Source organism: Allobosea sp. 05T439, from assembly GCF_056396005.1.
Genome location: NZ_JBFTKP010000004.1, coordinates 185,266 through 199,022 on the forward strand (window position 1 = coordinate 185,266; position 13,757 = coordinate 199,022).

Sequence of the window (13,757 nt, forward strand, 5' to 3'; positions counted from 1 at the left end):
ATGACGGATCAGGCAGCGCCGGCCTGCGTATAGGCAGCAGGTTCGGACCTCAGTCGCGTAGCATGCGCCTGCTCGCGCAGGTAGCGGCCCGGCGTGACCCCGCATATGCTCTTGAAATGACGCGACAGGTGGCTCTGGTMGAAGAAGCCCGCCTCGGAGGCCGCCAGTGCCAAGGGCACGCCGTCGCGCAGCAATGACTTGGCGTAACGGATACGCCGGTGGCAGATGAAGCGATGCGGCGTGAGCCCGACCTGATGGCGAAACACCGTCACGAAACGGCAGACGCTCAGTCCGGCGAGAACCGCAATATCCTCAAGATAGACCGCGTCGGTGAAGTGCCGCTCGATATGGGCGAGAGCACGTTGGATACCGGGGCTGATGCGGCCCGAAAGCGCTGCACCGACATTGGAAACTGGCTCATGCATGGACTGGCTCTTCCCTGCTGACGGCCTGGCCGCCTTGCCAGAAGCCTAGGACCGGGCCGCCATGATGTCGGCTTCAGCGGAGGGGCCGACATGGTATCCCCTGCGCATTTCCGAGGCAGCGACAGCACATCATGCTTTCGGTGCTCTGAGCGGCGCCGCCGCTCAGGCTTGCTTCAGCCCGCCCATATGGAAACTCTTGGTCTCCAGATATTCCTCGATGCCGGTTGCGCCGCCTTCGCGCCCAATTCCGGACTGCTTGATGCCACCGAAGGGCGCAACCTCCATCGAGACGGAGCCGATATTGAGCCCGACCATACCGAATTCGAGCCGCTCGCCGACGCGCCAGGCGCGATGCAGGTTCTCGGAGTAGAAATAGGCCGCCAGGCCATAGGGCGTGCCATTGGCGATCTCGATCGCCTCATCCTCATGCCTGAACCGGAACAGCGGCGCGACCGGGCCGAATGTCTCCTCGTTGGCAAGGCGCATCCGTGTATTCGCCCCGGTCAGCACGGTCGGCGCAATGAAGCGGGCAGGATCGAGGCCAGCCTCCCCACCGACCACCCGCTTTGCGCCGAGCGCCAAGGCATCCTCGACATGTGCCCGGACCTTTTCGACGGCCGCGGCATTGATCAGCGGACCGATACTGACGCCATCCCTGCGACCATTGCCGATCTGCATTGCCGATACCGCTCTCGCAAGACGTTCCGCAAAGGCGTCGTGAACGCCGTCCTGCACCAGGATGCGATTGGCGCAGACGCAGGTCTGGCCGGCATTGCGGAACTTGCTGGCGATGGCCCCTGCAACGGCCATGTCGAGATCGGCATCGTCGAAGACGATGAATGGGGCATTGCCGCCAAGCTCGAGGCTGAGCCGCTTCAGCGTGTCGGAGGACTGGCGCATCAGCAGCGCACCGACCCGCGTCGAGCCCGTGAAGGAGAGCTTCCGCACGGCGGCACTGCCGGTCAGCGTCTCGCCGATCGCATTGGGCAGGCCGGTGACGATGTTGATCACGCCCTTGGGGATACCGGCCCGCGCCGCCAGCATACCGAGCGCCAAGGCCGAATAGGGTGTCAGCTCCGATGGCTTGACCACGACGGTACAGCCCGCCGCCAGTGCCGGCGCACATTTGCGGGTGATCATCGCATTTGGAAAATTCCACGGCGTGATCGCGGCAGAGACGCCGACCGGCTCCTTAAGCACAAGGATGCGCCGGTCGGTGGTCGGAGCCGGCACGATGCCGCCATAGATGCGTCGCGCCTCCTCGGCGAACCATTTGATGAAGCCAGCGCCATAGCGCACCTCGCCCTCAGCTTCCGCCAGCGGCTTGCCCTGTTCTGCGGTCATGATCAGGGCGAGGTCACCGGCATGCGACAGCAGGAGATCATGCCAGCGCTCCAGCAGGGCAGCACGCTCGGCTGCGGGGCGCGCGCGCCACGCCGGGAAGGCAGCTTCCGCGGCAGCGATGGCCGCCTGCGTCTCCGCTTCGCCGCAGGCCGGGATCGTCCCGAGCTCGGAGCCGTCGGCGGGATCGCTCACTGCCAGCACCGCGCCCGACGCCGCCCCGACCCACTCGCCACCGATCAGCGCGCGCTGGACGAACAGGCCTGGATCCTTCAGCTGTTCCACGAGCATGGACTGACCTCTCCTCAATAACCGCGCTTGCGGTCCACCAGCCCGAGCAGCGGTTCGCCGGCGCAATGACGTCTCAGATTGTCGAGCACGACGTCGACCGCCGTCTCCGGCTGGGTCATGCTGGCGATATGTGGGGTGATCAGCACGCGCGGGTCGCTCCACAGCACATGGCCGACGGGCAGCGGTTCGGGCGCGGTAACATCCAGGACCGCTGCCGAGAGCTGGCCGCTGGCAAGCGCGGCGAGCAGAGCATCCTGGTCGAGATGGCCGCCACGTCCGGAACTCACCAGCCGCGCCCCGCGCGGCAGTTTTGCGAAGAGCTCGGCATTCAGCACGCCACGCGTCTCGTCGGTCAGGGGCAGCAGGCAGACCAGGATATCGGTGCGGCTGAGGAAATCGGTCATCCCGTCCGGGCCGGCATAACAGGTGACGCCCTCGATCTCGCGGCGCGAGCGGCTCCACCCCGCGACCTGGAAGCCGAAACCTGCGAGCTTGCGACACGCGGCCTCCCCTAGCATGCCGAGCCCCAGGACGCCGACGCGGCGGGTCGAGGCCGGCCACACCCTGATCGGACGCCAGAGCTGGTCGCGCTGCTGGGCGATATACGGCACGAGGTCGCGATGCAGCGCCAGCACGGACATCGTGACATACTCGACCATGCCGTCGACGATGCCGGGTTCGACCATGCGCACGACCGGAAGCTCCGGCGGCAGCTTCGAAAAATCGAACTGGTCGACACCGGCCCCGACCGAGATCAGCAGTTCCAGATTAGGAAACTGCGCCATGATGTCGTCGGGTGGCATCCAGGCAGCGAGATAGCGGATGTCTGCGGGATCGCCGACATCCGGCCAGATGCGGAATGCCAGATCCGGCGCCTTTGCCGCCAGAAGTCTGGCCCATTCGGCACCGCGCGCGGGATCGGATTTGTAAAGCAGCGCCATTGTGTCCGCCTGCTCCGACAGTCAGCCGAGTGCCTGGTTGGCCAAGGCGTAGAGGCGCATCGGCCCCGGTTGGTCTGGCATCTCGCCAAGCACCATCGACGTGACCAGCCCCGCAGGCTTCAGCCCACATTCCGTCAGCCAATCCCCTAGCCCTGAATCCGCCTGGATATCGACACGCAGGAACTGACCGCGCTGTTCATGCAGCCAATGCGCAATCAGGGTTTGAGCATCGTCGCGCTTCATGGCGACGACAGGTCCGATCACCAGGCCGCGACCGAAGCGGCGCAGGATGCTGAAGCCCACGGGCTGGCCGCTGCGCTCCAGCACGATGCACTCGCCGCAGGCGAGCAGCATCTCCAACATCGGTTTGCGCGCCAGCCCGGTGGCCTGCCGGTCGATCCGCTCCAGCATTTCCAGATCCGCTGGGCGACCAAGGCGCAGCGACATGCCAGCTTGCAGGACGGGCGCCGCGATCGCCGGCGCATCGCCCTGATGTTGCTGCACCCCACCGCAGGGAACGAAGCCCAGCTTCGCATAGAGCGGCTCCCCGGCGGCAGTGGCATTGAGCATCAGCGAGCGCCCCTGTGCCTGCTCGAACAGCGCCTGCATCAGCCGTTTGCCGATGCCCCCACCCTGATGGGCKGGCGAAACAATGATCATGCCGAGCGTGGCATGGCTCTCACCATAGGGCCACCACAGTGCCGTCGCGACGATCTCCTCGCCGAGCGTCGCGACGACGCCATGGCCGAGGCCGATCACCATCTTCCAATCCTCGGCGCGATGCGGCCAGTTCACGGCGCGCGACAGCGCATGGCAGGCCAGTGCGTCGGCCGTCGAGATCTCGCGCAGAAGCAGCGTCTCTTGAGGGGCGGTAGCGGACATCATCGGTTCCATGATCAGAGGCATCGGCCGGACAGTCGCGGGCTTAGCCGCGGACCTCCTGCACGACGTAGAATTTGGCGACATGAACGCGGCTTTCCCATGCGCAGGGCGTCTCCCGGACAACGAAGACGCTGTCGCCTTGCTCGACACGTGTGACGCTGCCATCGGCCCCCGTGAGATCGACGCTGCCTGCGACCAGATGCATCAGCTCATTGACGCGATGCGGGCGCGAGATGCGGTGATAGGGCGTCGAATCCCAGGTGCCTGCCCGGAAGCGCGAGGCCTCGTCGGTAAAGGCGTTGAAGCTGCGGCATTGCGGCGTCGGGCCGATGAGCACCTCGACCGGCGGCGCCGCCGAGGGCGAGAGGGCGGCCTCAGCCAGAATTTCCTGCAATCCAGGCGCGGCCGAGGTCGCACCGGTCATGGCGCAGAAGACGAAGCGCGCACCGGGCATCGCTTCGATCCGCAACGCGGCGCCGCACGCGATCACGGCCCCGCGCCCGGGTGTCAACTCCAGGGCGGCCTTACCGGTCTCGGCAAGACGCAGCAGCCCGGCGACGACAACCAGGAATTCGGTGTGAGGAAATGAGACGCTCTCGCAAGTCCCCTCGAACGTGGCGCGGCCCGCGGCCATGGAATCGGGGCCGGTCCACGCAATCTCGCGGCCCGCGGCAAATGGGTCGGCCGCGCTTAGCCTCGTCGTGACGTGGCTGATGGCAGGCTGCGCGCCCTTGGCGCGGTCAAGCACTATGATTGCGGGCGATGTCATCTGTGGAGCCGTCCAGACGTTTCTTGCGACAGTTCCAGAGCTAAGGCCAAAGCCGCCATGGGGATTGGACCATCTTTCCGGGCGCCGGCTTCCGCCCGGTCCCGTATCGGCCGCACGCCCCCAGGGAATGGGAAGGTCGGCTTACACAAGCGCAGCAGCAACCGCCCCACCCCGCGCCTGAACCGGATGGGGACGGCATGATCTGCTGAGCGCCTGTCATTTTTCGAGACAGCGCGGCCAAGCAAAAGGCCGCGGCATTCGCCGCGGCTGTCACGATTTCAAGGAGCCTTGCCGAACGCGAGCGGAGGCCGGATTTCCGGCCTCACGTGCTCAGGCGTGGGCAGGCGCAGCGTCCGGCGTATAGCCGGCCTGGGCGATGATCTCGCGAACCCGGGCAAGATCGGCACCTTCGACCGAGACGAGGCGAGCCTCCGGGTTGGCACTGACCTTGGCGCCGGGGATCGAACTCTCGATGGCGCTCTTGATGGTGCCGGCGCAATGGCCGCAGGTCATATCCTCGACACGAACGGAAACACCGGAAACGGCAGCGGAAGCAATCTCGTGGTCATGAGACTGGTGAGCTTGGCACATGGGAAATCTCTCCTGAAGGAATGAGCGCAAAATCAGTGTCGGCCCTTGCCATATGGCAAGGTCAAGCCCGGATTTTCTCCCCACGACAGGTCCTCGGCCGCTTGACATTCCCACTATGGKAAGCCGCACCGCATTGAGCGTTCGTCCAATCAAGGTGGCGCAGATGACGGTAATCATTCAGTCCGAACGGCGGTCAGCGCGGAGGCCCCTGGTCGCGGTCGGGGACATCACCTCGCCCAGGGCCGACCGCGTCGAGAAGGCCCAGCGCCTGCGCCGTTTCTCGCCGCCAATGGCCGGCGCTGCGGTGGCGCCGCTCGTGCCTCAGCAGGTACCCGCTCGATGACCGCAAACCACACCGTCCACATCGCCAACCTCGCGACCGAAATCACCGTCGCGGCGGATATGACGATCCTGAAAGCGGCCCAGCTTGCCGGGTACGCCTATCCCTATGGCTGCCAGGTCGGGCGCTGCGGCGCCTGCAAGTCGAGGCTTCTCTCGGGCGAAGTCGAGCTGCTTCCCCACACGCCCTTCGCGCTCACCGCGGCAGACACGGAGCGCGGCTTCGTTCTCGCCTGCCGCGCCCAGCCGCGCAGCGATTGCGGCATCGCCTGGCTTGGCAGCGACACGGCCGGACATCCCCTGCGCGAGGTTTCGGGACGGGTCGTCTCGCTGCAACGCCCGACGCCGGATATCTCGATCCTGCGCGTCGAATTGGAGGGAGAGCCGCTCGCCTTCACGGCCGGCCAATATGCCGAACTGCATTTCGCAGGCTGCGCGCCGCGCAATTATTCGATGGCGAACGACCCGGACGAGCCGCTCCTCGAGTTCCACATCAGGCATGTCGCCAATGGTGTGACCAGCGGCCATGTCGCGAGCGGGTTGCAGGCGGGCGATCCCGTCCGGCTGCGTGGCCCGATGGGCACGGCGCATCTGCGCGCAAGGCGGACCGGGCCAATCCTCGCCGTGGCGGGCGGAACCGGGCTCGCCCCGATCCTGTCGATCCTGCACAGCGCTGCGCGTCTGCACCTGAAACAGCCGATTCGGCTCTACAATGCCGCGCGGGCTGAGCATGATCTCTATCAGGAGGCCACGATCGCTGACCTCGCCAACCGGCTCGCCGATTTTACCTATATCCCTGTCCTGAGCGACGGACCGCCGCTCGGTGCTCGCCTTGAAGCGCTTGCCGAACTCGAGGGCGTGACAGCCTATGTCGCCGGCTCGCCCCGCCTGGTTGATGACGCCGTCGCAGCCATGACGCGCCGCGGACTTGACCCGGCTCACGCCTATGCCGACGCCTTCTTCACGGCAGCGGACCAAGCATGCACAAACGGCACGGAGATCGCGGTCCGGGCGTGACGGCAAGACGAGGACAATCGGTGTGCGTGGACCGCCTCAGACGCCAAGCCTCGCTCAGTTCACCTGACGACGGTGCGCCTCATAGAGCGCGAGGCGCCTGCGCCGGCTCGGCGATTCCTCCCGGGCCGCAGCCGCGTGGCTGAAGGTCGGCACAGTCTCGGCAAAATGGCACGCGGCGCTGTGCCCCGCGCCGACGGCACGAAGGCTCGGCACGTCACTGCGKCAGCGCTCCTGCGCGAGGGGGCAGCGCGTATGGAATCGGCAGCCCGCTGGCGGATTGAGCGGGCTCGGGACATCGCCCCCCAGCACATTCCACGCCTCGCGCCGGGTCGGGTCCGGCTCCGGAGCCGCGGACAGCAGGGCCTGCGTGTAGGGATGGCGCGGATTACCGTAGAGGTCCTGCTTGCTCGCCAGTTCGACGACCTGCCCGAGATACATCACCGCCACGCGATCGGCCATGTGCTTCACGACGGCGAGGCCATGGGAGATGAACAGGTAGGCCAGGCCGAATTCCTTCTGAAGGTCCTTCAGCAGGTTTACGACCTGTGCCTGGATCGAAACGTCGAGAGCCGACACCGGCTCGTCGCAGACGATGAGCTTCGGAGACAGGGCCAGGGCCCGGGCAATGCCGATGCGCTGACGCTGGCCACCCGAGAACTCGTGCGGATAGCGCGCCGCATGATAGGGAGCGAGATCGACCCTCCGAAGTAGTTCCAGCACGCGCGCACGCCGCGAGGCCGCCGTGCCCTCGCCATGGACCAGCATGGGCTCGGCAATCAGCTCCTCCACCGTCATGCGCGGATTCAGGCTGGCATAGGGGTCCTGGAAGACGATCTGCATATTGCGACGCATGCTGCGCATGGCCGCTCGGTCGAGATGCGTGATGTCGCGACCTTCGAAGCGCACGCTTCCCGCCGTGGGCTCGATGAKCCGCATGGCAAGACGCGCGGTGGTCGACTTGCCGCAGCCGCTCTCACCGACKATCGCCAGGGTTTCGCCTGGATTGATCTGCAGGCTCACCCCGTCCACGGCACGGACCGCACCGACCTGCTTCTTCCGGATCAGGCCCTTGAAGACGGGGTAGTGCTTGGTCACGTCCTCAAGTTCGAGCAACGGTACCGTCATACGAACTCCTCCAGCGGGGCCTTCCGACAGGCGACGAGATGGGTCGGGCCGATTTCCCCGAGCACCGGCATCTCCGCCCGACAGCCGTCATCCGCAAACGGACAGCGCGGATTGAAGCGGCAGCCTTGCGGCAACCGGAAGGGCGGAGGCACGACGCCGTCAATCGCGATGAGCCGCGCAACGTCCTGGTCCATGCGTGGCATCGAGCCCATCAGGCCGATCGTGTAAGGGTGCTGCGGATCGTGGAACACGTCCTTGACCGAGGCCCGCTCGACCACTTTGCCGGCATACATGACGGCCACTTCGTCGGCGACCTGGGCGACGACACCGAGGTCGTGGGTGATCAGGATCATCGACATGCCCGTCTCCTCCTGCAACTCGCGCAGGAGCCTGAGAATCTGGGCCTGGATGGTGACGTCCAGCGCCGTGGTCGGCTCGTCCGCGATCAGCAGGGCCGGCTTGCAGGTCAGCGCCATGGCGATCATGACCCGCTGGCGCATGCCACCCGACAGCTGATGCGGATACTCGTCGAAGCGTCGCTCGGGCGACGGAATGCGCACCCTGCGCAGCGCCTCGATGGCCTCGTCGCGCAGATCGCGGGCGGAGGCCTTGCGGTGCGCGCGCAAGGACTCGACGACCTGATACCCCACTGTGTGCACCGGGTTGAGGCTGGTCATCGGCTCCTGGAAGATCATGGCGATGCGGTTGCCACGAATGTCGCGCATCTCGCTCGGCGGCAGCTTCAGGAGGTCGCGCCCTTCGAACAGGATTTCGCCGCCGGCATTGCGTCCCGGAGGCGGCACGAGGCCCATGATCGACAGGGACAGCATGCTCTTGCCGCAGCCGCTCTCCCCCACGATACCGAGCGTCTTGCCGCGCTCGAGCGAAAGCGAAATACCGTCGACCGCCCGCACCGTCCCGTTGAGGGTCTGAAAGGCCGTCGTCAGATTGCGCAGCTCGATGATCGGTGTGGCCGTGGCCGGGCTCATGAGCGGGCCCCGGAAGTTCGATGCCCGGCTTCGGGAAAGGTCAGGGGCGAGTAATCCGTCACCGGGCGGCCGGCCCAGTCATTCCTCGGAGCGGCCGCTTCGGTCCGCTTCTGGGCTTCGTGCAGGCGCCTCGCAGCGGCGGGGTAATCGATGGTGAGGACCTCGCCACCGTTCACGACAAGCCGGCCATCGACATAGACGCGATCGACCGCGCGCTCGGCCGCTGCGTAGATCAGGCTGCGAACGGGATCACGCCGCGGCTGCATCATGGGATGGGCGAGATCGACGAGCACGAGGTCCGCCTTGCAGTCAACCGCGAGCCGGCCGATATCGCTGCGCCCCAGCGCACGGGCGCCAGCGACCGTCGCAGCCTCGAACAGGTCGGTCGTGCTGAGCGTGCGCGGGCTCTCCGCCATCAGGCGCGCGACATAGGCCGCGTTGCGCATTTCCTCGAGCATGTTGTGGGGATAAGTGTCCGTCCCCAGGCCGATATTCACGCCGGCGCGCCGATAGCGCCCGAAATCACGCAAGGCGATGCCCCGCCGCATGAAGACGGTCGGACAATGGGCGACCGTCGTGCCGGTCTCGGCCAGGAGATCGAGATCGCGGCGACTGTGCCAGGCGTTGCGCGGGTAGTCGTCGAGGAAAATGGCGTGACCGACGATGCTCGTGGAGCCGAGCACGTCGAGCTTCTCGAGCCACTGGATCGGCGAGACGCCATGCCGGCGCGTGATCTCATGGAACTCGACCGTCGACTGCGCCGCATGGATCTGCCAGCGCAGCCCGCGTCGGCCGGCCTCAGCATAGCTTTCCTTGATCAGCCCCTCGCTGCAGGTGTCGATCTGGGCGGGGCATACCATGCCGAACAGGCGCCCCGAGGGGTGGGCCTCGGCCTTGGCGATAACCTCGAAGGCGTGCGCCATGGCGTCGGCACCGGCCTTCTCGTCCCACTCGTATTCGACGACATAGCCATTGCGCGTATGCCAGCGGGCCGAGCGGAACATCGGAGCGAGGCAGACGCGCATGCCGCTCTGCGCCGCGAGGTCGAGCCAGTCCGGATGCGGCACCGACAGATCCGCAACCGTCGTCACGCCGGAGAGCAGCAGCTCGGAATAGGCGACGCGCACGCAATCCGGCACCGCCTCGGCATCCGGACGCAGGATCGGCATGAACTCGTAAAGCGAGGAATTGTAGAGCGCCGGCGAACCGAGCTCATCCAGGAAGCCCTTGTTGAGGGGTTCGCTCGACGGATGCGAGTGAATATTGACGAGGCCGGGCATGACCATTCGCCCCGGCCCATCCACGGTCTCGTCCGCCGGGCCGTCATAGCGCTCGCCGACGAAAAGGATCTTGCCATCCTCGAAGGCAACATCCGCGCCGTAGAGATAGACGTGACCGGCAGCCTGGGCATCCCAGGCCACGACGACATCCGCATTCCTGATGACCGTGATCGTCATGGCATCATCCGTAGAGAGAACAGAGAAGGCGCCCGGGCCGAAGAACGCGCGCGAGAACCGCGCGGCCGACCGGAGCAGGAGATGCGGCGCGGGTCTCCCCCGCGCCGCATCGAAGCGCTCAGCGCTTCAGCTTGATGTCGAGGCCCTTGTAGAGTCCTGCGCCATAGACACCGTGGGCACGCACGCCCTCGACGCGATCGCCCGAGACAACCCAGAGCGGCTGCGAGACGAGCGGCACCCAGACATTGGCTTCGGTGAGCTGGGTCTGGACGGCGCCAATCGCCTGCTTGCGCCTGTCGGCATCGACGGCCGTTGCCGCAGCCTTCAGCATCTCGTCGGTCTTCGGGTCCTTCCAGTTCATCCGGTTCGGGGTCGGCGCCTGGCGGCTGTTGAAGTAGAGGTTCAAGGCCTCGGTCGCCGTCACATAGGGATAGGCCATCACGAAGGCGTCGAATTCCTGCGTGGCGAGCTTGCCCCAGGCAACCGTCGCATCCCAGAGCTGGATCCTCATGTCGATGCCGACCTTGCGCAGGTCGGCCTGCATGGCCTCGGTGATCCGCGGATTGACGTCGTTGCGGATGCCGTAGACCGTGAAGGTCGCCTTCTTGCCGTCCTTCTCGCGGATGCCGTCGGCACCAGCCTTCCAGCCAGCCGCATCGAGGAGCTTGGCCGCCGCCGCCGGATCATATTTCGGCATCTTGGCGGCTGCGTCCTTGTCGAAGTCGAGGACGCTCGCATTGAGGAGTGCCGGCAGGGTCTGGCCCTTGCCGAAGAAGATCGCCTTCGCGATGGCGTCCTTGTTGACGGCCATGTTGACCGCCTCGCGGATCACGCCCTCGCTGGAGATGGGCTTGTCGACCTTGAAGCCCATGAAGATGTCGTAGATATAGTTGTCCTGCCGCTGCACCTGCATGCCGGGCATACGCTGCATCGTATCGAGCGCGATATACGGCATGTAGTAGGTGACGTCGGCCTGCTTGGCCTGGATCGCCGCCATCAGCGTATTCGACTCAGGAATGATCTTCCAGACGATCTCGTCGATCTGCGGCTTCGGATCCTTGTAGATCGGCGGCCCCCAGGTGTAGTGGGGGTTCTTCTTCATCACGAGTTCCTGCCGCGGGGTCCACTTCACCCAGCAATAGGGTCCCGTCGCGTTGAAGCCCTGCACGCCGAAATTGGCGCCGAGTTTCTCGACCGCGTTCTTGTCGACCACCGAAGCGAAGGACAGGCCGATCTGGAAGAGCAGGTCGCTATAGGGCTCCTTCAGCTCGTAGACGACGGTCGCATCGCCCTCCGCGCGGATGTCCTTGACCTGACCGCCGCGGAACGACACCGGCGACTTGTTGGCCGGATCGGTCCAACGCTTCAGCGAATAGACGACGTCCTCGGCTGTCATCGGACGACCGTCGCAGAACTTCACATCGGTGCGCAGCTTGAACGTGTAGGTCGCGCCGTCCGGAGAGACCGTCCAGGATTCCGCCAGACCGGGCTTGATCGTCTTCATGTCGAAATCGACGCTGACCAGCGTGTCGGCCAGCATGTAGAGCGCTTCGGCCGCAGCCGTCGATGTCGAGCGGATCKGATCGTAATTATCCGCGTCGATGACGCGCAGGATCGACAACGGTGCCTTCTGCTGGGCGCAGACGGGCGCGGCGGTGGCCGCAACAGCGGCGGCGCTGCCGAGAAGCAGTGCGGTAAGCCTATTCATGTGAGGGAACCTCCGGAAATTCTGCGTCTATTTGCGCAGCTTGGGATCGAGAGCATCGCGCAGCGCGTCGCCGAGAACGTTGAAGGCCAGCACGACCACGAAGATGACCAGGCTTGGCAGGACGGAGACATGCGGCGCGAAGAACAGGAAGTTGCGGCCGTCCGCCGCCATCGCGCCGAGCTCCGCCGTTGGCGGCTGCGCGCCAAGGCCGAGGAACGACAGGGCCGCGCCGAGCAGGATGACCTGGCCGAATCGTAGCGTGACGAACACGAAGATCGCCGACAGGCAGTTCGGCAGCAGATATTTGAAGATGATGCGTGCGTCGCTCATGCCGAGCGAGCGCGCGCTCTCGATATAGTCCTGCTGCAGCACGACGATGGCCGAGCCGCGCACGACGCGCGCCATGAGAGGCACGGTCGCGATCGAAAGCGCGATGATCACCGCGGTCAGCCCGGGCCCGAAAATGGCTGCGATGGCCAGTCCGAACAGGATGGCCGGAAAGGACAGAAGCACGTCCATCAGGCGCATGAGCAGGCCCGACACCCGCGTGTAATAGGCCGCAACGAAGCCGACGAGGCCACCGAGCGCACAGCCGAAGACGACGGAAGCGAACCCCATCAGCAATGTGGTGCGCAGGCCGAAGAGCAGCCGCGTGATCATGTCACGCCCCTGCCCGTCCGTTCCCAGCAGGCCCATCTCGCCGGGCGCCTTCAGGGTATTGGCGAGATCGCCGCCATAGGGGTCCGACGGCGCAAGCCAGGGCGCGAAGATCGCCCCCGCGATCACCAGCACCACGAGCACCAGCGAGATGCAGGCGCCGACATCGCTGACGAGCATTCTCAGCACCGACGGGCGGCGGACGATGAAGTCTTCGGTCGCTGGCGTCGGCAGCGATTCCGCCTGCCCCTTCGCGAGCGTCTGCGTGATGGAGCTCATCAGGCGCCCCTCACTCTCKGGTCGAGCACGGCATAAAGCACGTCCACGGCAAGGTTGATCAGGATGAAGCCGAGCGACAGCACGATGATCGTGCCCTGCGCCATCGGCAGATCGCTCGACAGGATCGCGCCAACGGCCAGCCGGCCGATGCCGGGCCAGCTGAAGACGGTTTCGGTAACGACGGCGCCGCCGAGCAGGAACCCGATCTGCAGCCCGATCAGCGTCACGACCGGAACGAGCGCATTGCGCAGGGCATGCCGCATGACCACGGCCCGTTCGGTCAGCCCCTTGGCGCGGGCCGTCCTGACGTGATCCGCTCCCAGCACGTCGAGCACCGAGCTGCGGGTCATGCGCGCGACGGGGCCGACGAAGACGCCGCCCAGCGTGATGGCCGGCAGGATGATCGCGAGAAAGCCGTCCCAGGTCCAGAACGGCCCCATCCGACCGGTGAAAGGCAGCAGCGGATACTTGAAGCCGAGCAGCCAGATCAGCGCCAGGCCGAGGAAGAACACCGGCAGCGAGACGCCTGCGACCGACACCGCCATGATGGCGCGATCAAGGATCGAGCCGCGGAAATAGGCGCCGACCGTGCCCATGGCGATGCCCAGCGGAATGGCCCAGATCAGGGAGGCGACCATCAGCTCGAGCGTCGGCCCGATCGTGTTGCCGAGCTCCTGGACGACCGGCACATTATTGATGATCGACACGCCGAGATCGCCCTGCAGCAACCGCCCGACATAGATCAGGAACTGCTTCCAGAGCGGCTGGTCGAGCCCGAGATCGCGGCGGATGGCCTCGACGATGTCCTGTGTGGCGGTTGGCCCCGCCCGCACCTGCGCCGGATCGGTCGGAACCACCTGCATGAGCAGGAAGCCCAGCAGGAGAACCCCCAACAAGACCGGCAGCGCGAGCAGCAGCCGTTGCAGCGTGTGCCGCAGCATTCCGG

At 65.9% G+C, this 13,757-nt stretch carries 14 protein-coding genes; 2 read left to right on the forward strand and 12 right to left on the reverse strand.

Annotated elements, in window-relative coordinates; genetic code table 11:
- Positions 1-8: 8 nt before the first annotated feature.
- From AC1DIO_RS06425 to AC1DIO_RS06450, 6 genes are all read right to left on the reverse strand, one after another.
- The gene (locus AC1DIO_RS06425) at positions 9-425 is read right to left on the reverse strand and encodes a helix-turn-helix domain-containing protein (RefSeq protein WP_476853259.1); all 417 of its coding nucleotides are present in this window, start codon (positions 423-425) and stop codon (positions 9-11) included.
- Positions 426-587: 162 nt separating this feature from the next.
- Positions 588-2,051, reverse strand: coding sequence for an NAD-dependent succinate-semialdehyde dehydrogenase (locus AC1DIO_RS06430; protein ID WP_441506010.1), 1,464 nt, complete (start codon positions 2,049-2,051; stop codon positions 588-590).
- 20 nt (positions 2,052-2,071) lie between these two features.
- Positions 2,072-2,998 carry a 2-hydroxyacid dehydrogenase gene (locus AC1DIO_RS06435; RefSeq protein ID WP_441505932.1) on the reverse strand — a complete coding sequence of 309 codons (927 nt, stop codon included), beginning with the start codon at positions 2,996-2,998 and terminating at the stop codon, positions 2,072-2,074.
- 21 nt (positions 2,999-3,019) lie between these two features.
- Entirely contained in the window at positions 3,020-3,880 is an 861-nt protein-coding gene (locus AC1DIO_RS06440) for a GNAT family N-acetyltransferase (RefSeq protein WP_441505933.1), read from the reverse strand.
- Between the two features lie 43 nt (positions 3,881-3,923).
- Positions 3,924-4,649 (reverse strand): cupin domain-containing protein, encoded by a 726-nt coding sequence (locus AC1DIO_RS06445; protein WP_441505934.1) that lies wholly within the window; start codon positions 4,647-4,649, stop codon positions 3,924-3,926.
- Positions 4,650-4,979: 330 nt separating this feature from the next.
- The gene (locus AC1DIO_RS06450; RefSeq protein WP_476776237.1) at positions 4,980-5,240 is read right to left on the reverse strand and encodes a heavy-metal-associated domain-containing protein; all 261 of its coding nucleotides are present in this window, start codon (positions 5,238-5,240) and stop codon (positions 4,980-4,982) included.
- Positions 5,241-5,403: 163 nt separating this feature from the next.
- On the opposite strand from AC1DIO_RS06450, the gene AC1DIO_RS06455 reads away from it, so the two are divergent.
- Together AC1DIO_RS06455 and AC1DIO_RS06460 are read left to right on the forward strand one after the other, a co-directional pair.
- Positions 5,404-5,583 carry a hypothetical protein gene (locus AC1DIO_RS06455; RefSeq protein WP_476776238.1) on the forward strand — a complete coding sequence of 60 codons (180 nt, stop codon included), beginning with the start codon at positions 5,404-5,406 and terminating at the stop codon, positions 5,581-5,583.
- Complete coding sequence (locus tag AC1DIO_RS06460) at positions 5,580-6,596, forward strand: 2Fe-2S iron-sulfur cluster-binding protein (RefSeq protein WP_441505939.1); 1,017 nt, start codon at positions 5,580-5,582, stop codon at positions 6,594-6,596. The genes AC1DIO_RS06455 and AC1DIO_RS06460 overlap by 4 nt, the downstream gene beginning before the upstream one ends.
- Before the next feature lie 54 nt (positions 6,597-6,650).
- On the opposite strand, the gene AC1DIO_RS06465 is transcribed toward AC1DIO_RS06460, so the two are convergent.
- From AC1DIO_RS06465 to AC1DIO_RS06490, 6 genes are all read right to left on the reverse strand, one after another.
- Positions 6,651-7,721, reverse strand: a complete 1,071-nt coding sequence (locus AC1DIO_RS06465; protein WP_476853260.1) for an ABC transporter ATP-binding protein — start codon at positions 7,719-7,721, stop codon at positions 6,651-6,653.
- Positions 7,718-8,710, reverse strand: coding sequence for an ABC transporter ATP-binding protein (locus AC1DIO_RS06470; RefSeq protein WP_441489749.1), 993 nt, complete (start codon positions 8,708-8,710; stop codon positions 7,718-7,720). The genes AC1DIO_RS06465 and AC1DIO_RS06470 overlap by 4 nt, the downstream gene beginning before the upstream one ends.
- Positions 8,707-10,167 carry an amidohydrolase family protein gene (locus AC1DIO_RS06475; RefSeq protein WP_476853261.1) on the reverse strand — a complete coding sequence of 487 codons (1,461 nt, stop codon included), beginning with the start codon at positions 10,165-10,167 and terminating at the stop codon, positions 8,707-8,709. The genes AC1DIO_RS06470 and AC1DIO_RS06475 overlap by 4 nt, the downstream gene beginning before the upstream one ends.
- A 118-nt stretch (positions 10,168-10,285) precedes the next feature.
- Positions 10,286-11,875, reverse strand: coding sequence for an ABC transporter substrate-binding protein (locus tag AC1DIO_RS06480; RefSeq protein WP_476853262.1), 1,590 nt, complete (start codon positions 11,873-11,875; stop codon positions 10,286-10,288).
- Positions 11,876-11,902: 27 nt separating this feature from the next.
- Positions 11,903-12,811: an ABC transporter permease gene (locus tag AC1DIO_RS06485; protein ID WP_441489746.1), complete on the reverse strand. Its 909-nt coding sequence runs from the start codon at positions 12,809-12,811 to the stop codon at positions 11,903-11,905.
- Positions 12,811-13,752: an ABC transporter permease gene (locus AC1DIO_RS06490; RefSeq protein ID WP_476853263.1), complete on the reverse strand. Its 942-nt coding sequence runs from the start codon at positions 13,750-13,752 to the stop codon at positions 12,811-12,813. Before AC1DIO_RS06490 ends, AC1DIO_RS06485 begins: the two co-directional genes overlap by 1 nt.
- Between the last annotated feature and the right edge of the window lie 5 nt (positions 13,753-13,757).

Coding starts and splice junctions, on each gene's coding strand:
- AC1DIO_RS06435 (WP_441505932.1), bottom strand. CDS start 2,998: ATGGCGCTGCTTTACAAATCCGATCCCGCGCGCGGTGCCGAATGGGCC.
- AC1DIO_RS06445 (WP_441505934.1), bottom strand. CDS start 4,649: ATGACATCGCCCGCAATCATAGTGCTTGACCGCGCCAAGGGCGCGCAG.
- AC1DIO_RS06450 (WP_476776237.1), bottom strand. CDS start 5,240: ATGTGCCAAGCTCACCAGTCTCATGACCACGAGATTGCTTCCGCTGCC.
- AC1DIO_RS06455 (WP_476776238.1), top strand. CDS start 5,404: ATGACGGTAATCATTCAGTCCGAACGGCGGTCAGCGCGGAGGCCCCTG.
- AC1DIO_RS06460 (WP_441505939.1), top strand. CDS start 5,580: ATGACCGCAAACCACACCGTCCACATCGCCAACCTCGCGACCGAAATC.
- AC1DIO_RS06470 (WP_441489749.1), bottom strand. CDS start 8,710: ATGAGCCCGGCCACGGCCACACCGATCATCGAGCTGCGCAATCTGACG.
- AC1DIO_RS06475 (WP_476853261.1), bottom strand. CDS start 10,167: ATGACGATCACGGTCATCAGGAATGCGGATGTCGTCGTGGCCTGGGAT.
- AC1DIO_RS06485 (WP_441489746.1), bottom strand. CDS start 12,811: ATGAGCTCCATCACGCAGACGCTCGCGAAGGGGCAGGCGGAATCGCTG.